The sequence below is a fragment of the Cryocola sp. 340MFSha3.1 genome (genome assembly GCF_000383315.1).
Lineage (GTDB): Bacteria > Actinomycetota > Actinomycetes > Actinomycetales > Microbacteriaceae > Leifsonia.
In genome coordinates this window covers 722,109-744,322 of sequence record NZ_KB911088.1, presented here as the reverse complement: position 1 = coordinate 744,322, position 22,214 = coordinate 722,109, and the positions used below count along the sequence as shown (strand labels likewise).

Here is a 22,214-nt window from a genome sequence, read left to right as displayed (position 1 = left end):
GGCAATCACAGAGCAGAACGGATCGACGAGGAGGACATCATGGGCATCGACGACAAGGTCGACGCGAAGGGCGACAAGCTGAAGGGCAAGGTCGACGAGGTCATCGGCAAGGTCACCGACGACGAGTCTCGCGTGGTGAAAGGCAAGATGGAGCAGGCGGAGGGGAGCGTGAAGGACACGGTCGCCGACGTGAAAGCCCACCTGAAGGACAGCGTCGAGAAGTCGGACGACGATCGTCGGGACGACGCGGACACGCTCTAGGGCGGTGATTCGATCCCGCCCGGATCAGCTGGACCGCAGCAGCCGCGCCAGCGCCAGCCCGGCCGCTGACACCAGCGGAGCCGAGGCGATCACCAGCGCGACCGGATTCGGGCGGAACGTCGGCCCGTGGGGCCCGCCGATGTAGGCGCCGATCGGTATCGCGTAGCCGCCTCCACCGCCGCCGCTTCCCTCGCCTCGCATGGCGCTGTTCGGATCGTCACCAGACCCCTCCCCGCCTCCGAATCCGAAGACGACGATCGCGACGGGGAGGATGTCGTGTCCGTCGAGCGTGGTCTTCTCGCCGTACGCGAGCCGCGCGCCCCAGGAGGGCACGTAGTCAGCCAATCTCTCGATGAGGTTCGTCATGGCTTGACGGTACGCGCGTCGGTTGCTCGCGACCAGAGGTAGTCCCTCAGACGCCGGCGGGACGCCCTCATCTCACGCGTCGCGCCCCCGCTTGAACTTCTCCGCCAGTCGCTTGGCCATGCCCGTGGTCTCGTCCTCCACGCGTTGTGCCAGCTGTTGAAGCCTGCGCAGCGAACGGATGGCCGGCGCCTTCCGGTGGCTCGACTCTTCACTCGTCTCCTCCAGCGGCACGACGAACTCCTCGTCGGCCACCGTGACGACGTAGGCGGAGTCGTCCCCGTTCAGGGTGATGGCCACGGGCACAGCCGCCCCTGTGTCCGGGTCGACGGAGACCGCATTGATCGAGATGTCGACGTGCGGTCCGTCGTCCGTCGCGACGATGTCGACTTCGGCGAGCGGGCCCCCCTCGATCGCAAGGACGAAGTCGTCTTGCGCGGGTGTCCTGTCCTCTTCGTCCGTCTCTGTGGGCATGATGACTCCTTCGTTGCGTCGGTTGATATCGCTGCACGCTATGCGGCGCCCTGAGGAGGAACTACGTCCTGTCCGGCCCAAAGACGTGCCGCGACTTCACCTGCGAGGACGGGCAGGCACCCTCGCAGCTGCTTCTGCCCGTCCCGAGGGTCGCTGTCGACAACGCGGCGGTTAGGCTTCGTCATCCCGGGCACTCCCGGCGCCCCCCCTACAATCGTTGTAGCGTCGCGTGCCGGTGGCAGTCTGTGCCAGGCATGGAGGCGTCGGACCCAAGGACTGTCGATGATTTCATCACTCCTTTCCCTCTCGCGTGACTGACCGCGAGACGACCAGGCTCATCGTCTGGAGCAGCCAACTACGACGCGTTCACCGACGCCTCCGCGACGCCGTGCGCGTCACGCAGGAGGCACTCAGAAGTGGCGGCGACGTGCAGCACGTCGGCCGCGACCTGCTCCTGTACTGCCACGGGTTCTGCGCTGCGCTCGACGGCCACCACCGAGGCGAAGACCGGGCCCTCTTCCCGGCGATCGAGGAAGCCCACCCGGATCTGGCTCCCGTGCTTCGCGCGCTCGAACAGGACCACTCGATGATCTCGCATCTCCTCACAGAGCTACGGGCAGCGCTCGATGGCGCGGCCTCCACCGATGAGCTTGACCGCCACCTTGGTGGCATCACCGCGATCATGGAAAGCCACTTCCGTTACGAGGAACAGCAACTCCTCACGGTCCTCGAACGCCTCGAACTGGACGCCGCGGTGACCGACGTGCTCGGCCCATTATGACCGGCACGAGAAAACCCCCGGATCCCTTGTAAACACCGGGATCGCGGGGGTTTTCTATGGCGGTACCGGTGGGATTTGAACCCACGGTGGGCTTTCACCCACACAACTTTTCGAGAGTTGCACCTTCGGCCGCTCGGACACGGTACCGCGGACTATCGTACGCGATTCCCGCGGTCGTCTCCAATCGGGCGGAGTGGGCATCGCGGGGTCGGCGGTCCGGGGTACTGTTCCGTCCATGAAAGCTCTCCGCCGCATCCTCGCGGCCGCGGCCGGACTTGTGGCCGGGGCCGTTCTCACCGCCGTGGGGTGGCAGCGCGTCCAGGCGAAGCGTGCCGCCGTCGCCGAGGGGCGGGTGCGGCTCAACGAGATGCTGCCCATCCACTCGAAGTGGTGGCGGGATGCCGCGAAAGACCCGGGCGAGCTGCTCTACGTGGCCATCGGCGACAGTGCCGCCCAGGGGATCGGCGCCTCCGCACCGAAGAACAGCTACGTCGGTGTGATCGCCGACCACCTGCGTGCCGTCACGGGTCGGTCCGTGCGGATCGTCAATCTCTCGGTCTCCGGCGCGACGGTCGCCCTGGCCGTTGCCGACCAGCTGCCGCGTTTCGCGAGCCTCGAGCCCGACATCGTCACGGTGTCGATCGGCGCCAACGACATCGCGGCATTCGATCCGGATCAGTTCCGCGAGGGGATGCGCGCAGTGTTCGCCGCGCTGCCGCCGCACGCGATCGTGGCCGACCTGCCCTACTTCTACCTGCCCTGGAACGAGCGGCTTGTCGCCGAGGGCAACCGCATCCTCCGTGAGGAGGCCTCCGCCCGCGGACTCACGGTGGTCCCTCTCCACGCGACCATGCGGCGGCAGGGGTTGCGTGGAGCGTTCACCCAGTTCGCCGAAGACCTCTTCCATCCCAACGACCACGGCTACCGCGTGTGGGCGTCCGCGTTCCTCCCGGCGGTCACCGCCCGCGCCCGCGAGCTGTACCCGCGCCACGGCGAGACCGAGCAGCAGGAAGCCCTCAGCGCCTGACCCCCGGCACGCCGCCGACGCCCGGCACGCCGCAGCTCAGTGCGTCACGTGTGCAGGGGCGACGTGCGAGAGGATGCGTCCCCATGTCGGGACGATGGCCAGATGCCCCGCTCCCGGCACCATCTCCATCCGCGCATCCGGCAGCGACCGCTGGTACCAGGCCGCATGCGCGTGTCCGGTCAGCGCATCGGCCTGGCCGGCGATCACGAGCGTCTTCGCGGCGACGTCCGCGAGGTCGAAGCCCCAGGGACGGGCGGTGTAGCTCAGGATGTCGCCGGCGACGCCGCGCGGACCCTGGCGGTACGCGTCGATCAGCATCCGGCCCAGTCGGTCGCGGACTCCCGGGCGCGCCAGCGCCTGCTCGTCCACGGCGCCGATGCCGAGCGCGTCCAGCGGCACCTCCGCCGGCTCGGCGGCCGTTGCGACGGCGTCGGCCTGAGGCTGGAGCATGGCGGACAGGCGGCTCATCGCCTCGTCGGGCGTGAGTGTGGCGAGCTGGTCGGACATCTGCTGCAGCTTCGGGTCGATCCAGGGAACTGCTTCATTCGGAGCGGGCGTCCCGACGATCGCGACCCGGTCGACGAGCTGGGGATGACGCGCCGCGAACGCGAGCGCGACCCGCCCGCCGGCCGACCAGCCCACCACGCCGACCGTGCGCGGGCGGGTGACGCCGATCACCGACTCGGCGACGACGACGGAGCGCACGTACTCGGCGATGTCGTCGGCGGCCTGGACGATGCTGGGCCAGCTCCCGAACGGCCACGGATCGCTGGAGCCGTAACCGGGCCTGTCGAGCGCGACGATGTGCGCGCGGCGCTCGGCCGACGCGTCCGGATCCGGATCGAACACCGACGACCCCGGAGCGGGGTGGCAGAAGATCACGAGCCGCTCGGCGTCGGAGTCGCCGAAGCCGGTCAGCCCGAGCACGCGGCCGGAGCGGAGGGAGAACGTACGATCAGCCATGCGGCCCATTGTGCACGCGAGCACCGACACGCAGAAGGGGCAGTGGACGGTCGGCTCGCATCGACGGATGTGCTCACACCCGCCCCGACCTCCGACTTGTCCACGGCCTCCGCGATCCTCCCTCCGATGACGGTGGCTCACCGTAGTGTTGACCCCGATCGAGGAGGTGCCGTGCCGAAGGCGTCTGTCAACTACCGCTGCTCCGACTGCGGGTGGACCACAGCCAAGTGGGTGGGCCGCTGCCCGGAGTGCCAGGCGTGGGGCACGGTGGCCGAGACGGCCCAGGCGACCGGGGTACTCCGCGCCGTGAAGCCCGTGACCATCGCCGCCGGCCGCGAAGCGCGGGCGATCACCGACATCGCGCCCGTCGACGGCGCGAACCGCCGGCCGAGCGGTATCGGGGAGTTCGATCGCGTGCTCGGCGGCGGCATCGTCCCCGGGGCGGCCATCCTGCTCAGCGGCGAGCCCGGCGTCGGCAAGTCCACCCTGCTGCTCGAGGTCGCCTCCCGCGCCGCACGAGCCCGCAACCGTGTGCTGTACGTCAGCGCCGAGGAGTCGGTGAGCCAGGTGCGGATGCGCGCCGAGCGCACCGGGGCCGTCCACGATGAGCTCTACCTCGCGTCCGAGACCGATCTGTCCACGATCGTGGCGCAGATCGACGCCGTCGACCCCACACTCGTCATCGTCGACTCGGTCCAGACCGTGTCGAGCAGCTCGGCCGAAGGCATCGCGGGTGGGCCCAGCCAGGTGCGCGAGGTCGCCAGCGCGCTGATCCGCATCGCGAAAGAGCGAGATCTCCCCATCCTCATCGTCGGTCACGTGACGAAAGACGGCTCGATCGCCGGTCCGCGCCTGCTCGAGCACCTGGTAGATGTGGTCTGCCAGTTCGAGGGCGACCGTCAGACGGCGCTCCGCTTCATCCGCGCGCTCAAGAACCGGTTCGGGCCCACCGACGAGGTCGGCTGCTTCGAGATGGCCGGCGACGGCATCGCAGAGGTCACCGATCCCAGCGGCCTCTTCCTCAGCCGGAACACGACCCCGGTCTCCGGCACCTGCGTCACCGTCGCGATGGAAGGGCGCAGACCGCTCCCCGTCGAGGTCCAGGCGCTCGTCGTCGGCACCACGGCGCCCAACCCGCGCCGGGTCACCAATGGGGTGGATGCGTCCCGCGTCGCCATGCTCCTGGCCGTCCTCGAGCGCCGCGCCGGCATCCGGCTGGGCGACAAAGACGTCTACGTGTCCACGGTCGGAGGGGTCCGCCTGACCGAGCCGGGCGCCGACCTGGCCATCGCGCTCGCCATCGCCTCGGCGGCGACCGAACGCGCGATCCCCCACACGCTCGCAGCCTTCGGCGAGATCAGCCTGGCCGGCGAGATCCGACCGGTCGTGAGCGGCAAACAGCGTACGGCCGAGGCCGCACGCCTCGGCTTCACGACGCGTGTGGACGACCGCAGCGCCACCGTCCGCGAGGCGCTCCGCCTCGCGTTCATGGCCGCCAGCACCGATCGGGAGCGCGAACTCGACGCGGCGTTCTGAACGCCGGTCGAAAACACGCGCCGCCGAACGACGTCCTGGTGACGACATCCGTCATACGGAAGGAACGACCATGCCGCAGTACGCCATCCTCATCTACTCCGACCCGACCGCCGAGCACGACGCCGCCGAACTCGCCGAGCACGACGCCCACTCCGCCGACCTCATCCAGTCCGGTGCTCTCAAGGCTGCCTACGCCCTCGCCCCGCACACGGCGGCACGCGCCGTCCGAGGCGACGGCATCACCGACGGTCCCTACACTGAGAGCAAGGAACTGATCGCCGGCATCGGCATCATCGACGCTCACGACCTCGACGCCGCACTCGCCATCGCCCGCCGCAACCCGGCCACGCGACACGGATCAGGCGTCGAAGTGCGCGAGATCGAAGGCTCCTACGTGCGCGGGGCCGACTCCACCGACTGAACGCCCCGACCTACTGCAGGATGAACTGCTTGGTCTCCGAGCTCTTGACGCCCGAGACGGTCGTCTCCAGGTGGTACGAGGCTCCGCCGGCAGGCACCTGCTCGCGGTTCGCCTGACAGGTCGACGGGTCAGAACGCGTGCGATCCCAGGTGATCGGTGCCTTCGATGAGATCGTCTTCGCCGGCTCCAGCAGCACCTCGGCATCCACCTTGTCGGTCTGGCAGTCCGTCGACTTCCAGTACACCTCCGAGCCGCTGGTGATCGTGAACACCTGCTGCGCCGTGCCGGCGTCGATCGTGCACGCCTTCGAACCTGTGTTGGTCAGCGCGACCGACAACTGCGGGAGCTCGCCCGCGGCATAGACGTCCTTGTCGGTCACGGCCTCCACCTTCACGTCGCCCGGCTTGCACGGCTGGCCGTCGGCCGTCGCACTGGAGGTCGGGATGCTCGTCGCCACCGCGGCCGGAGTCCCGGTGCTCCCCGGCGCCGGCTTCTTGTCCGCGGGCTCCCCGTTGGACGCGCCCGGGCGCACGACGATCAGGACGATGATGACGACGACGGCGATCACGCCGAGGAGGACGATGAGCCTGCGGCGCCAGTAGACGCCGCTGGGCTGGGGGCCGACCGGGTTCTTGAACGTCGACATGCCGGCACTATAGCCAGCGCCCGACGGGGCGACCGGCAGGCGCGCCCGAGGTTCCGTGAGCGTTCAGCGAGCCCCAGCGAAGCCGAATGCGGCGGCTCAGAGCCGCTTCAGCATCCGCGTGTTGCCGAGGGTGTTCGGCTTCACCCGCGCCAGGTCCAGGAACTCGGCGACGCCCTCGTCGTTGGAGCGCACCAACTCGGCGTACAGCTGCGGGTCGACCGTCGACTCCCCCATGTCCTCGAACCCGTTGCGCCCGAAGAAGTCGACCTCGAACGTCAGGCAGAACAGCCGGTCGAGGCCCAGCTCGCGCGCATCCGACTCCAGCCGCCTGAGCAGCGCCCTGCCGACGCCGCGGCCGAGCCACTCGTCGGCGACCGCGAGAGTGCGCACCTCCCCGAGGTCGCTCCACATCACGTGCAGTGCACCACAGCCGATCAGGCGGCCGTCGGCGTCCTCCGCCACCCGGAACTCCTGCACCGACTCGTAGAACGTGACGGTCTCCTTGCCGAGCAGGATGCGTCGCTGCACCAGCGGTTCCACCAGTTGCTGGATGCGCTTGACGTCGCCCGTCCGCGCCCGCCGGATGCTGAAACCTGGACCGTTCTCACCGCTCACCGTTCCACCCTACCGAGCCCCGAGATGTCACACGGGCAGAGACGCCACAAGGGCCGGCCTCCGAAGAGGCCGGCCCTTGCCGCGGGTCACGCAGTCGCGACCACGATCACTCGTTCGCTGCGAGGTCCGGGGTCGCCGGGCCGGTGCCGATCGCGGCGGTGGCGTTGATGCCGGCCCCGATGGGCTCCTTACGGGCGGTCGTCGTGAAGACGAACTCCCCGTCGGCGAAGTCGACGTGGACGTGGTCGCCCGCGTTCAGCTCGCCGTGCAGGATCCGCTCGCTCAGCCGGTCCTCGATCTCGTGCTGCACCGCGCGGCGGAGCGGACGGGCGCCGAGCGTCGGGTCGAACCCGACCTCGATCAGCCGCTCCTTCGCCGGGACGGTCAGTTCGATGGTCATGTCGCGGTCGAGCAGACGGGTCGACAGCCGCTTGATGAACAGGTCGACGATCTGCAGGAGCTCGCTCTTGTCCAGCTGCGGGAAGACGATGATCTCGTCGACACGGTTGAGGAACTCGGGCTTGAAGTTCTTCTTCAGCTCCTCGTAGACCTTCCCGCGCATCCGGTCGTAGCCGGTCTGCGGGTCGCCCTCGATCTGGAACCCGACGGGGCCGCCGGAGATGTCCTTCGTGCCGAGGTTCGTGGTCATGATGATGACGGTGTTCTTGAAGTCGACCACGCGTCCCTGACCATCTGTCAGACGTCCCTCCTCCAGAATCTGGAGCAGCGAGTTGAAGATGTCGGGGTGCGCCTTCTCGATCTCGTCGAACAGCACGACGCTGAACGGCTTGCGGCGGACCTTCTCGGTGAGCTGTCCGCCCTCCTCAAATCCGACGAACCCGGGAGGGGCACCGAACAGACGGGAGACGGTGTGCTTCTCGCCGTACTCCGACATGTCGAGGGAGATCATGGCCGACTCGTCGTCGAACAGGAACTCGGCGAGCGCCTTGGCCAGCTCGGTCTTACCGACACCGGTGGGACCGGCGAAGATGAACGAGCCGGACGGACGCTTCGGGTCCTTGAGGCCGGCGCGGGTGCGGCGGATCGTCTTCGAAAGGGCCGCGATGGCCTCCTCCTGGCCGATGACGCGCTCGTGCAGCGCCTTCTCCATGTAGACGAGCCGGGCCGACTCCTCCTCGGTGAGCTTGAACACCGGGATGCCGGTCGCCTGGGCCAGCACCTCGGCGATGAGGCCCTCGTCGACCTCGGCCGTGGTCTTGACCTCGCCCGAACGCCACTGCTTCTCGAGGCGCAGCCGCTCGCCGAGGAGGTTCTTCTCCTCGTCGCGGAGGCTGGCGGCCTTCTCGAAGTCCTGGTCCTCGATCGCGCCCTCCTTCTGGGAGCGGACGGCGGCGATCTTGTCGTCGAACTCGCGCAGCTCCGGCGGAGCCGACAGGATCGACAGACGCAGGCGGGCGCCTGCCTCGTCGATCAGGTCGATGGCCTTGTCCGGGAGGAAGCGGTCCTGGATGTAGCGGTCGGCGAGGTTCGCCGCGGCCACGATCGCGCCGTCGGTGATGGACACCTTGTGGTGCGCCTCGTAGCGGTCGCGCAGACCCTTCAGGATGTTGATCGCGTGGGGCAGCGACGGCTCGGCCACCTGGATGGGCTGGAAGCGGCGCTCGAGCGCGGCATCCTTCTCGAAGTGCTTGCGGTACTCGTCGAGTGTGGTCGCACCGATGGTCTGCAGCTCACCGCGGGCCAGCAGCGGCTTGAGGATGCTGGCGGCGTCGATCGCGCCCTCCGCGGCACCTGCGCCGACGAGGGTGTGGATCTCGTCGATGAAGGTGATGATGTCGCCGCGGGTGCGGATCTCCTTCGTGACCTTCTTCAGGCGCTCCTCGAAGTCACCGCGGTAGCGGGAACCGGCGATGAGCGAGCCGAGGTCGAGCGTGTAGAGCTGCTTGTCCTTCAGCGTCTCCGGCACGTCGCCGCGGACGATGGCCTGCGCGAGACCCTCGACGACGGCGGTCTTGCCGACGCCGGGCTCACCGATCAGCACCGGGTTGTTCTTCGAGCGGCGCGACAGGATCTGCATCACGCGCTCGATCTCCTTCTCGCGCCCGATCACCGGGTCGAGCTTGTTGTCGCGCGCGGCCTGCGTGAGGTTGCGGCCGAACTGGTCGAGGATCTGGCTACCGGCCTGCGCGGTGTTCTGATCGTTGCCCCCGACCTGGACCTGCTCCTTGCCCTGGTAGCCGGAGAGGAGCTGGATGACCTGCTGACGCACTCGGTTGAGGTCGGCGCCGAGCTTCACGAGGACCTGGGCGGCGACGCCCTCTCCCTCGCGGATCAGGCCGAGCAGGATGTGCTCCGTGCCGATGTAGTTGTGGCCGAGCTGCAGCGCCTCGCGGAGGCTGAGCTCCAGCACCTTCTTGGCGCGCGGCGTGAACGGGATGTGCCCGGTCGGCTGCTGCTGGCCCTGGCCGATGATGTCCTGGACCTGCTCGCGGACTGCGTCCAGCGAGATGCCGAGCGACTCGAGCGCCTTGGCGGCGACGCCCTCACCCTCGTGGATCAGGCCGAGCAGGATGTGCTCCGTCCCGATGTAATTGTGGTTCAGCATCTTGGCCTCTTCCTGGGCCAAGACGACGACACGGCGGGCGCGGTCGGTGAATCTCTCGAACATGTCTACTCCTCGTACGACGCCGTTGCAGGTTCGGCGTCGATACAAAGAGAGTAACCACCGCTCGCCCTGTCCCGTGGCCCTGTTCGCCGTGGGCGTGACGTGCCGTCGGCGACCGAGCGGATTGCGGCGGATCAGCCCCGATCGGCGGGCAGCGTGAGCGTCGAGTCGGGCAGGACGACACTCACCTCGCCGCTTTTCGCAATGCGGTCGGGCGTGGTGAAGACCGTGGTGTGGGGCACGAAGTCGTGGGTGCAGACCCCGCCGGGGGCGGGCGCGAGGGTGGCGGTGATCGAGTCGTTCGCGGTGGCGGACACGGTGGCGACCTTCGGTGGGCAGGTCGAGCTCCCGTAGAGGACGATCGCGAACCGCTCGCCGCCGTCGAGCCAGGCGGCCCAGGATGCTCCGCCCGCGCTGCTCGCCGGCGCTTCGACCCCCTTCGGCTCGCCCGCGTAATCGTCGACTGGTTTGCCCGGCGCTGTGCTGCATCCGGCGAGCACGGCGACCACCAGGATCGCCGCGACGGCGGGGAGGAGTCTGGTCGTGGTCCGGAGCACGTGACCATTCTAGGAACCCGGGCTCCGGCCGTCATGCCCGACGCCTAGGATGCCGCTATGAGCAACTTGGAGCGCGATCCGGCCGAGCTCGTCGCGACGTCGGCCGTGCTCACGGATGCCGGCGTGGAGATCCTCGAACCGCGGGATGTTCCGCTCGGCGGCCCGCGCGCGATGACCGTCCGCCGGACCCTCCCGCAGCGTCGCCGTTCGCTGATCGGCGGCTGGTGCTTCATCGACCACTACGGTCCCGACGATGTCTCGGCGACCGGCGGGATGCGCGTCCCGCCGCATCCGCACACGGGACTGCAGACGGTCAGTTGGCTCTTCGAGGGCGAGATCGACCATCGCGACAGCGTGGGCAGTCACGCTCTCGTCCGACCGGGAGAGCTCAATCTGATGACCGCAGGTCGCGGGATCAGCCATTCGGAGGTGTCCACGCCGGGGACGCGGCGACTGCACGGCGTCCAGCTCTGGGTGGCCCTGCCGAACGCCTCGCGCGATGTCGAACCGTTCTTCGAGCACCACACTCCCGTGGCGGGCAGCATCGGCCCGGCCTCCGTGCGGACCTTCGTCGGATCGCTCGCCGGAAGCGGCACGTCCGCAACGGTGTTCTCCCCGCTGGTCGGCGCCGAGATCGTCATGCCGGCCGACACCACGATCGAGGTCCCCCTCGAGGAGGGATTCGAGCACGGCGTGCTCGTCGATGCGGGCGACGTCACCATCGACGGCACACCTGTTCCGGTCTCTCATCTGGCCTACCTGAATCCCGGTCGCACGAGCCTTTCGGTGAGCTCGGGAGCAGACGCCCGGATCGTGCTCCTCGGCGGAGAGCCGCTGGGCGAGCAGATCGTGATGTGGTGGAACTTCATCGGCCGGAGCCATGAGGACGCGGTCGCCTACCGGGCGCAGTGGCAGGGCGAGGTCATCGCCGGAGCCGATCCGCAGGGACGTTTCGGGACCGTCGAGGGCTACGACGGAACCCCGTTGCCTGCGCCGGAATTACCGACGGTCCGCCTGCGGCCGCGCGGCTGACTCATATCCGTCCACATCTCCGCGACCGCGGCACTCCTCCACATTTCGAGCTCCCTCGGCCCCTCCCGCCCTCTGGCACGTCAGGATGGTCTCACTGCATGCAAATTGATTGCATCTGCATGCACCCCACCCTAAACTGAACCCATGGGAGTCACCGTGCAAGTGCGAGATCTGGATCCGGCCGTCAACGATCGCCTGAAGGCGGCAGCAGCAGCGAAAGGGCTGTCCTACTCGGAGTACCTCCGCAGACAACTCACCCGCATCGCCGAGAGGCTGCGTATCGAGGAGCGTTGGGCGGAGGTGACGGTCGAGCAGCGTGTGCTGGCGCAGCGTCAGCCTCCGAGCGCCAGCGGTCGACGACCGTTGAATATCACCACGGAGGAGATCGTCCAGGGCATCCGCGACGACCGGGGAAGCCGATGATCGCGGCGGTGATGGACTGCAGCGCTCTCGTCGAACTGCTCTCGCGCGAGGGACTCGCTGCGTTCGAAGAGAACGACGAGCTGGCCGAGTGCATCCTGGTGGCGCCCCACCTGATCGACCCGGAGTTCGTGAGCGCGATGCGCAAGCATGCCCTCCGGCACCCGGACGACGCCCAGCTCGCCGAGCAGGTGATCCTCGAGTTCTACCGACTCGAGATCATGCGTGTGGAGCACGAGCCGCTCTGGCCCGACGCCTGGCGCTGGCGAGAGAACCTGAGCGCCTACGACGCCATGTACGTCGCGCTCGCCCGTCTCATGGAGCTGCCCCTCGTGACGGCGGACGACCGCCTCGCCGCGGCGGCCGAGCGGTGGTGCGAGGTCAGGCGATTGAGTGAGCTTCAGCCGGCCTGACCGTCGCGCACACGGCTCCGCAGGTCCGGCGGGTCACTGCAGTGCGGAGGTCAGCCGGGCCAGGTTGTCCAGAACGGTGGAGCGGAGCGGCTGCTTCATCCACTCGTCCAGCGTGAGCTCGCGGCTGTCCTGGCGATAGCCGTCCTCGACCTTCCGCATCTCATCCACGAACGAACGCCCGCGCACCATGAGGGAGACCTCCATGTTGAGCTGGAAGGAACGCATGTCCATGTTGCTCGAACCGATGACGGCGACGTCGTCGTCGATGGTGAAGTGCTTCGCATGAAGGATGTAGGGCGCCTTGTACATCCAGATCCGGACTCCTGCGCGCAGGAGCGCCTCATAGTAGGAGCGCTGAGCGTGATAGACGAGGGCCTGGTCACCGATCTCGGAGACGAACAGGTCGACGCGGATCCCACGCTGCACGGCGGAGGTGACGGCCATGAGCATCGACTCGTCCGGCACGAAGTACGGGGACGTGATGACGATGCGTTCCTGGGCGTAGTAGAGGAGGGCGAGGAAGAGGCGGAGGTTGTTCTCACCGGCGAATCCCGGTCCGGAGGGCACCACTTGGGCGTCGAGCTCGTTGGCCTCGATCTCGTCGGTGATGGGCTCGGTCTCGCGGCGGAGCAGTTCGTCCGTCTCGCTGTACCAGTCGGTGATGAAGATGGCGTTCAGACCGGCGACGATGGGGCCCTCGAGCCGGACGATGAGCTCCTTCCACTTGAGCCCGCGCCGGATGTTCGACTTCTTGTTGTAGCTCCGGTCGATGACGTTCTGGGAACCCATGAACGCCACGCGACCATCGACCACGAGCAGCTTGCGGTGGTTCCGGAGGTCGGGGCGCTGGTACTTCCCCTTGAAGGGCTGGACCGGAAGCATGAGCTGCCACCGGGCGCCCATCGCCGTGAGCCTCTCGAGAGTGCGCTTGTAGTCGGGCGTCCGCAGCGAGGCGATGTGGTCGAGGAGCACGCGTACGGTCACGCCGCGCTCCACGGCGGCCTCCAGGGCATCGAAGAACGGGGCGGTCGTCTTGTCGAGCGTCAAGATGTAGAACTCGACGTGGACGTATCGCTTCGCCTTGCCGATCTCCGCGGCCATCGCGTCGAGCGACCCCTGGTAGTCGCCGTTGAGTGTCGCCCGGTTGCCGCCGACGAGCGGCATGGCGCCGAGCTTGCGGTTCAGCTCGACGACCCCTTCGAGCCACGGCGGCCACGGGTGGTCACGGCGCACCCGCTCGATGCCCTCGGTGCTGTCGATGATGAAGCGGTTGATTTCGTCCTGCTTCTGGCGGCGGCTCTTGGGCAGCTTGTAACTGCCAATGAGGAGGAAGAAGAGGATGCCGATGTAGGGGATCAAGAAGATCGCGAGCAACCACGCGGTAGCCGACGTCGGCTTGCGATTGCGCGGGACGATGATGATGGCGAGGACGCGGATGACGAAGTCGATCAGAAGCGCCAGGACGATGAAGAACGAGACCCAGAACCCCGTCTCCATGCACGCATCCCTCGGTCGATCCCAGAAAGACGCCCATGCGCCCCCAGACATACCGTAGCGGGAACGCGAACGTCGAGCGGCGAGGCCCTCCGCACGCGGGCGGCGAAGGTCACGTGGCCGACGGCGCTCGGTGGGAAGGAGTCAGGCCTTGGGGGCGAGGCCGCGGCGAGCCCGCTCCTCGGCTTCCAAACGCGAGTAGGCCTTCCGCTCGTTGCGGTCGGCGCGCACGATCGCGCGCATGATCGCCCAGAACAGCAGACCGACCAGGACGGTCGGCGCGAGGGCCCAGACGATACCGCTGATGACGTCGTTCATAGCTTCTCCATCGTACCGCCGGGTCCTGGGAGCCTACTTGACCAGCGGGAAGAGGATCGTCTCGCGGATGCCCAGGCCGGTGAGGGCCATCAGCAGCCGGTCGATGCCCATGCCCATGCCACCGGTCGGCGGCATGCCGAACTCGAGAGCCCGGAGGAACTCCTCGTCGAGACGCATCGCCTCGTTGTCGCCCGCGGCTGCCAGCTTCGCCTGCTCGACGAAGCGCTCCCGCTGCACGACCGGATCGACGAGCTCGGAGTAGCCGGTCGCGAGTTCGAAGCCCCGCGTGTACAGATCCCACTTCTCGACGACGCCATCCCGCGAACGGTGCGCGCGCACCAGAGGGCTGGTGTCGACGGGGAAGTCCATGACGAAGGTCGGACGCACGAGGTCGGTCTTGACGTAGTGCTCCCACAGCTCCTCGACGTACTTGCCCGGCAGCGGGTGCTCGATCTCGATCCCGGCGAGAGCGGCGAGCTCGCGGAGGCGCTCGATGGGAGTCTCCGGCGTGATCTCCTCGCCGATCGCGTCGGACAGGCTGTCGTACATGCGGATGCGGTCCCACTCGCCGCCGAGGTCGTACTCGGTGCCGTCCGCCCACGTGACGACGTGCGATCCGGAGACCGCGACGGCGGCGTCCTGGATGAGCGTCTGGGTGAGGTCGGCGATCGAGTTGTAGTCGCCGTAGGCCTGGTAGGCCTCCAGCATCGCGAACTCCGGAGAGTGCGTCGAGTCCGCGCCCTCATTGCGGAAGTTGCGGTTGATCTCGAACACGTGGTCGATGCCGCCGACCACGGCGCGCTTCAGGTAGAGCTCGGGCGCGATGCGGAGGTACAGCTCCGTGTCGAAGGCGTTCGAGTGCGTGACGAACGGGCGAGCGGACGCGCCACCGTGGATGACCTGCAGCATCGGCGTCTCGACCTCGACGAAGCCGCGGTCCGCGAACGTGCGGCGCAGGCTCGCGACGGCCGCCGCGCGATCGAGGACCGTCTTCCGCGCCTGGTCGCGCGCGATCAGGTCCAGGTAGCGGGCGCGGACGCGGGTCTCCTCGCTCAGCTCGCTGTGCAGATTCGGCAGGGGAAGCAGCGCCTTGGCGGCGATCCGCCACTCGCGCGCCATGACCGAGAGCTCGCCGCGGCGGCTCGACACGACCTCGCCGGAGACGAACACGTGGTCGCCGAGGTCGACGAGCTCCTTCCACGCGCCCAGCGACTCCTCGCCCACCTCGGCGAGCGACACCATCACCTGGATGCGCGAGCCATCGCCGGCCTGCAGCACCGCGAAGCACAGCTTGCCGGTGTTGCGCAGGTGCACGACCCGGCCGGCGATGCCGACGATCTCGCCGGAGCCCTCGTCCGGCTGCAGGTGATCCCACTTCGCGCGGACGGCCGGGATGGTCGTGGTGACCGGAACCTGCACCGGGTACGCGCCGCCGCCGGGGCCCTCCGCCTCGGCGAGCAGACGGTCGCGCTTGCCGAGCCGGACCGCCTTCTGCTCGCTGATCTCGTCTTCGCCGAGCTGGTCGTCGCCGAGGTCGGCCGCGGTGGTCTGCGCGTCGGTCATCGCTGTCTTTCCGTTCGAGGGGGCGGGCGGTGGTGCGGTGGTCACGTCGTGAGGCGCTGGTTGTCGATCAGCCGGGTCGTTCCGACGCGAGCGGCGATCAGCATCAGGGCGGGACCGTGGTGGTCAGGCGACGCTTCGCGGAAGGTATCCGGGTCGACGATCGCGAGATAGTCAAGCTTAACGGCTGGGTCCGCCTCGACGTGCGCGCGGGCGGCTCCGAGGGCGGCCTCCACGCCATCGCGAGCGGCATCCGAGCCGGCGGACAGGGCGCGGGACAGGGTGACCGCGGCGAGGCGCTGGTCCTCATCCAGGTAGCGGTTGCGGCTGGAAAGGGCGAGGCCGTCCGACTCGCGGACGGTGTCCACGACGGCGATCGAGACCGGCAGGTTGAGGTCATCGACCATGCGGCCGATGACATGCACCTGCTGGGCGTCCTTCTGACCGAAGACGGCGACGTCCGGCTGCACGATGTTGAAGAGCTTGCTGACGACGGTCAGGACACCGTCGAAGTGTCCGGGGCGGGAGGCTCCCTCGAACACGGTTCCGGACTCCCCCGCGGTCACCCGGGTCTCCGAGGGGCCGTTCGGATACATCTCCGAGGCGGAGGGAGCGAACACGACGTCGGCGAGCCCCTCGAGGGCGGTGACGTCCGCGTCCAGGGTGCGCGGGTAGCGGTCCAAGTCCTCTCCTGGGCCGAACTGCAGCGGGTTCACGAAGATCGACACCACGACGAAACCACCGAGGTCGCGCGCCTGCGACACCAGGCGGAGGTGTCCCTCGTGCAGCGCCCCCATGGTCGGCACGAGTACCACGCGGCCGGTGGGCGCGTCCGCCGGGCCGTCCTGGCCGGCGACACGGCGCGCGTCCGCGACCCGGGCCCGCAGCTCGGCGATGGTGGTGATGATCTCTGGCATGCGCATCCCTTCGGCCGGCTCGAAACCGGCCGCAACCAGGCTACTCGCCGCGCAGGAACCAGCCGCGCCCGTCGTCACCGGGATCGCCCTCGGGGCCGGTACCTCCCGCGACACCGCCTGCCGCGTCGTCCTGCAGAGCGCCGATCACGTCGAGGTCCAGCCGCGTCGGAGCCCCGGCCCGGGTGAGCGCGTTGTCCACAGCGGAGCGGATGAGCGAACTGAGGAAGGAGCCGGGCTTCTCGACACCGATGCTCCGCAGCAGGCCCGTCGACTGCTCCACGATCGACCGGGAGAACGCCGTCGCCGTCGCGATCGCCTCGGCGTAGGCCGGCCGATCAGCCTCATCGACGACCACCGGCTCGCCGCCCATCTCCACCACCAGCGCCTGCGCGATCGGAAGGACCGGGGCCGGAGCCGTCACGGCGAAGTAGCTCTCGCCGAGCCGGGCGAGGTCCAGACTCGTGCCGGTGAACTCCAGGGCCGGGTGGACGGCCAGCGGGATGGCGCCAGCGGTCGCTGCGGGCTGCAGCACGTCGATCCCGAACCCTGGAGCCGTGTGCAGCACGATCTGGCCGGGCTGCCACGTCCCCGTCGCTGCGAGACCCGCGACCAGGCTCGGGAGCTCGGGCGCGGGCACGGCCAGGATCACCAGCTCGCTGCGCTCCACCACGGTCGGGATGTCGAGCACCGGAACTCCGGGCAGCATCGCCTCCGCGCGCTCGCGGCTCTGCTCCGACACGGCCGAGACCCCGACGATCGCGTGTCCGGCGCCGGCCAGGGCGAGGCCGAGCACCGGCCCGACGCGACCGGCGCCGATGATGCCCAGCCCCAGCCGGCCGGAACGCTGCGAAGGCGGACGGGCGGACGGCAACATCAGTGCTCCTTCTCGCTATGGTTCGTGGCCTGCCCCCACCGGTGGCTCCGGTCCGCGGCCGCCGCGGCGACGGCCCGCGTCGAGACCTCCTCGAACAGCCGGACACCGTTCGGTGCGTCGATCGCCGCCAGCCGCGGGTGGACCGGGCCGGACACGGTGTGGAACCTCGCTTCGGCCAGCCCGAGGGCCGCATCCAGAGGACCCTGCTGGAGCTCCAGGCTCTGCAGACGCGCGAGCGGCACGATCGCGAGACTCCGCCAGACGAACCCACGGCGCAGCAGGATCGCGTCATCCACCACGCGGTATCCGGTGCGCTGCCAGGAGAACGGACGGATCCACACCGCACGACGCGGACTGCCGACGAACGCGTCCCGCCCGGCCGAGGTCATCCCGGATTCGATCAGCTCCCGGTGCTCGTCCGTTGCGAAGCCCGGCAGCACCAGCGACAGCACACGGAAGACATCAGCCGCGTCGCCGACAGGAAGCATCGTCGTGTTCGGTTGCCCGGCGGCACCCTTCTCGCGCGAATGGCCCGCGGTGTCGATGCGGATCTGCCACCACCCGAACGGCCGCCACAACAGCGGTTGCAGCACCTCCACGGCATGGATGCGACCGGGCGGCAGGGTCTCGTTGCTCGTGCTCAGCAGACCGAAGCCGACGCGCACTCCGTCCGGGGTCCCGGCGATCGAGTACCGCAACGACTTCGTGAAGCGGTTGATGTAGAAGCTGGCGGACCCGATCAGACCGGGCAGCACGACGATGAGGAGCCACAGCTCGCCGCTCGACGCGCCCCAGATCAGGAAGGCGATCACGACCAGCACGAACACCGTGAAGCCGCTCAGCAGGAGCGAGCCCAATAGCCGCAGCGGCGGAATCTTGACGACCGACTCCGGCGGCGCGGCGTTCGGATCCAGCTCGGGGGCGAGGAACTCATTCACGCGACGGCCGACGAGGTCCCCGACTGCGGCCGCACGGGAAGGAGCACCGCCGGCCGTCGGTGCGCCTGCCGGTGCACCCGAGCCGCTCTCGTCGACGGCAACCGCGTCCGCACCGCCCGCCGCTGCCGCCTCCGCCTCCGCTGCCTCCGCGGCCCGCACGCCGGACGCCAGCCGCAGCACGTCCGCTCGCAGGCCGTCTGCCAGAGACGAGCCCAGGTAGGCCAGCTGCACGTTCGCGTCGTGTCCGGCGACCGACACATCCAGCTTGGCCGCTCCGAAGATGCGCGCCAGCACCGGCCGCACGACGTTGATGCCCTGAATGCGGTCGAGTCGCGCCTTGCGCTGCGTGCGGAACAGGATGCCGCTGCGCACCTCGACCGCATCGCCCGTGATCCGGAAGCTGTGCATGCGCCACGAGAGGTAGAAGGCCCCGAAGCAGAGCAGCAGCACGACCGCCACCCCGAGCAGAGCCCAGCCCTCCCAGCCGTGGTTGTAGATCGCGTCCAGCGGGTCTCCGCCGTACTCGGGCGCGCCGACGAAGAAGCCGATCAGGCGCTCACGCAGGTTCGAGAGAACGAATCCGAACAGGGCGATGAACACGATGCCGCCGCGAAGCAGAGGCGTCGCGGGATGCAGCCGGTGCCACTCGCCGTCGGTGTACCGCTCGGCGGCGCGCTCCGCACGCGTCAGGGGCCGGCCGACGGGCGGACCCGCCGGCGCGCCGCCATCCGGGGCGCTCACAGTCCCGCCCGTCTACTCTCCGCCAGCTCTACGAGCCGGTCGCGAAGCTCGGCAGCCTCCGGCTCCGGGAGGCCAGGGACCATCACGCCGGTGGATGCGGCGGCCGTGACGAACTTGAGGTCGGCCAGTCCGAGCATCCGGCTGACCGGTCCCCTGTTGATGTCGATGAGCTGCATGCGCCCGTACGGGACCGAGACGAAGCGCTGGAACATGATGCCGCGGCGAAACAGCAGGTCGTCGTCGCGCAGCCGGTACCCGATCGAGCGGGCGCGGCGCGGCGCGATGATCAGCGCGATCACCGAGATCACGACCACGACGACGAGCGCCACCCAGCCGAACGGCCAGCCGCCCACCAGCCAGAGGAACAGCGAAGCCGCCGCGAGCACGAGCCCGGTGATCACCGTGCTCGCGATGACGACGAGGACGTATTTGGGCGAGACGCGGCGCCACTCGCCGACGTTGAGGTCAATCCGATCGGGCATTCGCGGTCTCCGTGCGGTCGTCGTCGTCGCCCGGGGGCAGGGTGCAGAACAGCTCGGCGACGAGACCGGCGACGAGCAGGATCACCGCTCCGGCCGTCGTGAGCGCGGTAAGCAGGATGGCGTTGCCGCCCGGCAGGACGTCGCGGCTGAGCAGGTAGGCGCCGATCCCGATGCCGATGCCCGTGAGCAGCGCGCCGCTCAGCCCGCACGCCTTGGCGAGCACGACGATCCGGGTGGCCTGGAACGGGTCGATGCGGCGAACGCTCCGCCCGCGCACGGCACGGCGGATCGGCAGAGCGAACGCGATGACGATGATCGCCACCGCCACCAGTGTGATCGGCAGCGTCAGCGGCGGGATGAACACGGGCTGGCCCATGCCGGCGGCGGCCAGCTCGGCGAGGAAGCCGACGACGAGCCCGGCGACGCCGAGGCCGATCAGCGAGCTCGGACGGGTGCGCTTCACGAGCGGCCCTCCCAGAGACGGACGGGATCGGTGGCGCGAGCGGCGAGCTCGGCGACCGATCCGAAGCCGGTAAGCCGGGCATCCGGGTCGACGTCGAGCCACGGCACGAGGACGAAGGCACGCTCGTGCGACCGCGGATGCGGCAGCACGATGCGCGGGTCGTCGTCGGACACCATCCCGTCGTAGTCGACGATGTCGATGTCGATGGTGCGGTCGCCCCAATGCTCTTCGCGGACGCGGCCCAGCCGGTCCTCGACCCTGTTGACGACGCCGAGCAGCGCGAGCGGATCGAGCAGAGTGCGGACGAGCGCTACCGCGTTGAGGTAGGCGGGCGCCTCCACGTCGATCCCGTCGGGCTTCAGCGCGGGCGTCTCGTACAGCCGCGAGACCGCCTGCACATCGACCCCGGCCTCCTCGCGCAGCGCATCAACGGCCGCATTGATGGTGCCGGCGCGGTCGCCGAGGTTGCTCCCGAACGCGAGCACGGCCGGAACGCCGACCCGCATGCGGACCGGCTTCCCCGGCGGAGCGGCGTTCACGCGCGCCCCCGCATGATGCGCACGGCGACATCCCCAAACGGCACGCTGATTGGCGCCTGCGGCTTGTGGACGGTCACCTCGACGACATCCACCGGCTCGTGCGCGAGCACGGTCGCGGCGACCCGCTCGGCGACGGTCTCGATGAGGTCGACGGGGTCCCGCTCGACGGCCGCCACCACTTCTTCGGCGAGCTCGCCGTAGTGGACGGTCGATGCGAGGTCGTCACCGGCCGCCGCGACCGAGAGGTCGAGCCAGGCCGTGACGTCGACGACGAAGTCCTGCCCGTCGGCGCGCTCGAAGTCGAACACTCCGTGGTTGGCGCGGACGCGCAGACCGGTCAGGATGATCGAGTCGGCGGGCCGCGGCTGGATGCTACTCATCGCGTCCAGCTTGCCATGCCCGCACCACGTCGAGGGCGATCCGTGTCGACGGAACATCGTGGACCCGGACGGCCCACGCGCCCGCCTGTGCGGCCAGCGCCGAGATGACGGCCGTCGGGGCGTCGCGCGCCTCCGCCGGCGCCCCCTCCGGCAGCAGCGCTCCCAGGAACCGTTTACGGGATGCGCCGATCAGCACCGGGTACCCCAGCGTCTCGATCTCGTGCAGCCCGGCGAGGACCTGCCAGTTGTGCCGTGCGTTCTTCGAGAAGCCGAGGCCGGGGTCGAGGATGAGCTTGGCCGGGTCGATGCCGCGCCGCACCAGGTCGGTGACGCGCGCGGAGAGCTCCGCCCGGACCTCCGCCACCGTGTGCTCGTAGACGGCCCGCGAGTCGGTCGCGTCGAGCCGGCCGCGCCAATGCATCGCGACGTACTGGGCGCCCGTCTCGAGCACGACGTCCGGCATCCGCTCGTCGGCGAGGCCGCCCGAGACGTCGTTGATGATCGCCGCGCCCGCCTCGACCGCGGCCCGTGCGGTGGACGCGTTGAGGGTGTCGACGCTGACCGTCACCCCGCGGGAGGCCAGCTCGCGGATCACGGGGACGACGCGGGCCTGCTCGTCGACCGGGTCGACGCTCGCGGCTCCGGGCCGGGTCGACTCGCCGCCGACGTCGACCATGTCGGCGCCCTGGGCGACCAGGTCGAGGCCGTGCGCGATGGCGGCGTCGGGCTCCAGCCAGAGTCCGCCGTCGCTGAACGAGTCCGGCGTCACGTTGAGGACGCCCATGATGAGGGTCACTTGACGCCGCGTCCGATCAACGCGATGAGTTCGGCCCGCACCACGGGGTCGGAGTACGCCCCACGGGCGGCGACGGTCACGGTCGTGCTGCCTGACTGCCGGGCGCCACGGGTCGTGACGCAGGAGTGCGCGGCATCGAGCACGACGAGCACGCCGCGTGCGGAAGCGCCCTGCTCGATCGTGTCGGCGATCTGCTCGGTCAGGCGCTCCTGGATCTGCGGACGCGACGCGAGGATCTCGATCGCGCGCGGGATGCGTCCCAGTCCGATGACGCTGTCGCCGGGCAGGTACGCGACGTGGGCGACGCCGAGGAAGGGCAGCAGGTGGTGCTCGCAGACGGAGCGGAACTCGATGTCGCGAAGCAGGACGGTATCGGCCTGGTGACCCTGTTCGAGCGGCACCGGCTCCCCCAGCTCGGCGGCGGCATCCCGGCCGATCCCGGCGAAGAACTCGGCGTACGAATCCGCCACGCGCGACGGCGTGCTCTCGAGGCCCGGACGCGACGGATCCTCGCCGATGGCGGCGAGGATCTCGGCGACGGCCGCTTCGATGCGCGGACGATCGATGCCGCTCATGC

27 protein-coding genes and 1 tRNA gene are annotated in these 22,214 nt (G+C 69.3%); 8 read left to right on the top strand and 20 right to left on the bottom strand.

Going from position 1 to position 22,214, the window contains the following annotated elements; translation table 11 throughout:
• The first annotated feature begins 39 nt into the window (after positions 1–39).
• Entirely contained in the window at positions 40–261 is a 222-nt protein-coding gene (locus tag H284_RS0114605) for a CsbD family protein (protein ID WP_020076836.1), read from the top strand.
• A 24-nt stretch (positions 262–285) separates the two neighbouring features.
• Here H284_RS0114605 and H284_RS0114600 read toward each other — a convergent pair whose 3' ends face one another.
• Both H284_RS0114600 and H284_RS0114595 read right to left on the bottom strand, forming a co-directional pair.
• On the bottom strand, positions 286–627 hold the full coding sequence (locus tag H284_RS0114600; protein WP_018192103.1) for a hypothetical protein: 342 nt from the start codon (positions 625–627) through the stop codon (positions 286–288).
• A 72-nt stretch (positions 628–699) separates the two neighbouring features.
• Entirely contained in the window at positions 700–1,098 is a 399-nt protein-coding gene (locus H284_RS0114595; protein WP_020076835.1) for a hypothetical protein, read from the bottom strand.
• A gap of 310 nt (positions 1,099–1,408) precedes the next feature.
• Between H284_RS0114595 and H284_RS20780 the strand changes: the two genes are divergently transcribed.
• On the top strand, positions 1,409–1,879 hold the full coding sequence (locus H284_RS20780; protein WP_029042956.1) for a hemerythrin domain-containing protein: 471 nt from the start codon (positions 1,409–1,411) through the stop codon (positions 1,877–1,879).
• Between the two features lie 57 nt (positions 1,880–1,936).
• Here H284_RS20780 and H284_RS0114585 read toward each other — a convergent pair.
• Positions 1,937–2,026 (bottom strand) — tRNA-Ser (locus tag H284_RS0114585).
• An 88-nt stretch (positions 2,027–2,114) separates the two neighbouring features.
• Between H284_RS0114585 and H284_RS0114580 the strand changes: the two genes are divergently transcribed.
• Positions 2,115–2,906, top strand: a complete 792-nt coding sequence (locus tag H284_RS0114580) for an SGNH/GDSL hydrolase family protein (RefSeq protein WP_020076832.1) — start codon at positions 2,115–2,117, stop codon at positions 2,904–2,906.
• 36 nt (positions 2,907–2,942) lie between these two features.
• Here the strand turns inward: H284_RS0114580 and H284_RS0114575 are convergent, their stop codons facing one another.
• A complete protein-coding gene (locus H284_RS0114575; RefSeq protein WP_020076831.1) occupies positions 2,943–3,869 on the bottom strand; it encodes an alpha/beta hydrolase in 927 nt (308 codons plus the stop codon).
• Between the two features lie 171 nt (positions 3,870–4,040).
• Here H284_RS0114575 and radA point away from each other — a divergent pair, with 171 nt between their 5' ends.
• Together radA and H284_RS0114565 are read left to right on the top strand one after the other, a co-directional pair.
• On the top strand, positions 4,041–5,405 hold the full coding sequence (gene radA, locus H284_RS0114570; protein ID WP_020076830.1) for a DNA repair protein RadA: 1,365 nt from the start codon (positions 4,041–4,043) through the stop codon (positions 5,403–5,405).
• Between the two features lie 70 nt (positions 5,406–5,475).
• Complete coding sequence (locus tag H284_RS0114565) at positions 5,476–5,826, top strand: YciI family protein (protein WP_020076829.1); 351 nt, start codon at positions 5,476–5,478, stop codon at positions 5,824–5,826.
• A gap of 10 nt (positions 5,827–5,836) precedes the next feature.
• Here H284_RS0114565 and H284_RS0114560 read toward each other — a convergent pair whose 3' ends face one another.
• The 4 genes from H284_RS0114560 to H284_RS0114545 form a co-directional block, all read right to left on the bottom strand.
• Positions 5,837–6,472 carry a hypothetical protein gene (locus tag H284_RS0114560; protein WP_020076828.1) on the bottom strand — a complete coding sequence of 212 codons (636 nt, stop codon included), beginning with the start codon at positions 6,470–6,472 and terminating at the stop codon, positions 5,837–5,839.
• 96 nt (positions 6,473–6,568) lie between these two features.
• Positions 6,569–7,087 (bottom strand): amino-acid N-acetyltransferase, encoded by a 519-nt coding sequence (locus H284_RS0114555; RefSeq protein WP_020076827.1) that lies wholly within the window; start codon positions 7,085–7,087, stop codon positions 6,569–6,571.
• Between the two features lie 106 nt (positions 7,088–7,193).
• Positions 7,194–9,716 carry an ATP-dependent Clp protease ATP-binding subunit gene (locus H284_RS0114550; protein WP_018192113.1) on the bottom strand — a complete coding sequence of 841 codons (2,523 nt, stop codon included), beginning with the start codon at positions 9,714–9,716 and terminating at the stop codon, positions 7,194–7,196.
• Positions 9,717–9,847: 131 nt separating this feature from the next.
• Positions 9,848–10,270, bottom strand: a complete 423-nt coding sequence (locus H284_RS0114545) for a hypothetical protein (RefSeq protein ID WP_020076826.1) — start codon at positions 10,268–10,270, stop codon at positions 9,848–9,850.
• 57 nt (positions 10,271–10,327) lie between these two features.
• Here H284_RS0114545 and H284_RS0114540 point away from each other — a divergent pair, with 57 nt between their 5' ends.
• The 3 genes from H284_RS0114540 (at position 10,328) to H284_RS0114530 (ending at position 12,135) form a co-directional block, all read left to right on the top strand.
• Positions 10,328–11,302 (top strand): pirin family protein, encoded by a 975-nt coding sequence (locus H284_RS0114540; protein WP_020076825.1) that lies wholly within the window; start codon positions 10,328–10,330, stop codon positions 11,300–11,302.
• 144 nt (positions 11,303–11,446) lie between these two features.
• Positions 11,447–11,725 carry a FitA-like ribbon-helix-helix domain-containing protein gene (locus tag H284_RS0114535; RefSeq protein ID WP_018192116.1) on the top strand — a complete coding sequence of 93 codons (279 nt, stop codon included), beginning with the start codon at positions 11,447–11,449 and terminating at the stop codon, positions 11,723–11,725.
• Between the two features lie 11 nt (positions 11,726–11,736).
• Positions 11,737–12,135, top strand: coding sequence for a type II toxin-antitoxin system VapC family toxin (locus H284_RS0114530; RefSeq protein WP_231371299.1), 399 nt, complete (start codon positions 11,737–11,739; stop codon positions 12,133–12,135).
• Positions 12,136–12,168: 33 nt separating this feature from the next.
• On the opposite strand, the gene cls is transcribed toward H284_RS0114530, so the two are convergent.
• From cls to folE, 12 genes are all read right to left on the bottom strand, one after another.
• On the bottom strand, positions 12,169–13,632 hold the full coding sequence (gene cls, locus H284_RS0114525) for a cardiolipin synthase (protein ID WP_020076823.1): 1,464 nt from the start codon (positions 13,630–13,632) through the stop codon (positions 12,169–12,171).
• 141 nt (positions 13,633–13,773) lie between these two features.
• On the bottom strand, positions 13,774–13,947 hold the full coding sequence (locus H284_RS21085) for a hypothetical protein (protein WP_018192119.1): 174 nt from the start codon (positions 13,945–13,947) through the stop codon (positions 13,774–13,776).
• 33 nt (positions 13,948–13,980) lie between these two features.
• A complete protein-coding gene (lysS, locus tag H284_RS0114515) occupies positions 13,981–15,510 on the bottom strand; it encodes a lysine--tRNA ligase (RefSeq protein WP_020076822.1) in 1,530 nt (509 codons plus the stop codon).
• 41 nt (positions 15,511–15,551) lie between these two features.
• The gene (panC, locus tag H284_RS0114510; protein WP_020076821.1) at positions 15,552–16,430 is read right to left on the bottom strand and encodes a pantoate--beta-alanine ligase; all 879 of its coding nucleotides are present in this window, start codon (positions 16,428–16,430) and stop codon (positions 15,552–15,554) included.
• 34 nt (positions 16,431–16,464) lie between these two features.
• On the bottom strand, positions 16,465–17,298 hold the full coding sequence (locus tag H284_RS0114505) for a Rossmann-like and DUF2520 domain-containing protein (RefSeq protein WP_020076820.1): 834 nt from the start codon (positions 17,296–17,298) through the stop codon (positions 16,465–16,467).
• Positions 17,298–18,977: a PH domain-containing protein gene (locus H284_RS0114500; RefSeq protein ID WP_020076819.1), complete on the bottom strand. Its 1,680-nt coding sequence runs from the start codon at positions 18,975–18,977 to the stop codon at positions 17,298–17,300. Before H284_RS0114500 ends, H284_RS0114505 begins: the two co-directional genes overlap by 1 nt.
• A complete protein-coding gene (locus tag H284_RS0114495; protein ID WP_018192124.1) occupies positions 18,974–19,459 on the bottom strand; it encodes a PH domain-containing protein in 486 nt (161 codons plus the stop codon). Before H284_RS0114495 ends, H284_RS0114500 begins: the two co-directional genes overlap by 4 nt.
• Positions 19,443–19,922, bottom strand: coding sequence for a DUF3180 domain-containing protein (locus H284_RS0114490; protein WP_020076818.1), 480 nt, complete (start codon positions 19,920–19,922; stop codon positions 19,443–19,445). The genes H284_RS0114495 and H284_RS0114490 overlap by 17 nt, the downstream gene beginning before the upstream one ends.
• On the bottom strand, positions 19,919–20,428 hold the full coding sequence (folK, locus tag H284_RS0114485; protein ID WP_231371249.1) for a 2-amino-4-hydroxy-6-hydroxymethyldihydropteridine diphosphokinase: 510 nt from the start codon (positions 20,426–20,428) through the stop codon (positions 19,919–19,921). The genes H284_RS0114490 and folK overlap by 4 nt, the downstream gene beginning before the upstream one ends.
• A gap of 29 nt (positions 20,429–20,457) precedes the next feature.
• The gene (folB, locus tag H284_RS0114480; RefSeq protein ID WP_020076816.1) at positions 20,458–20,841 is read right to left on the bottom strand and encodes a dihydroneopterin aldolase; all 384 of its coding nucleotides are present in this window, start codon (positions 20,839–20,841) and stop codon (positions 20,458–20,460) included.
• Entirely contained in the window at positions 20,834–21,637 is an 804-nt protein-coding gene (gene folP, locus H284_RS0114475) for a dihydropteroate synthase (RefSeq protein WP_020076815.1), read from the bottom strand. The genes folB and folP overlap by 8 nt, the downstream gene beginning before the upstream one ends.
• Entirely contained in the window at positions 21,634–22,212 is a 579-nt protein-coding gene (gene folE / locus H284_RS0114470; RefSeq protein WP_020076814.1) for a GTP cyclohydrolase I, read from the bottom strand. The genes folP and folE overlap by 4 nt, the downstream gene beginning before the upstream one ends.
• Positions 22,213–22,214 lie beyond the last annotated feature (2 nt).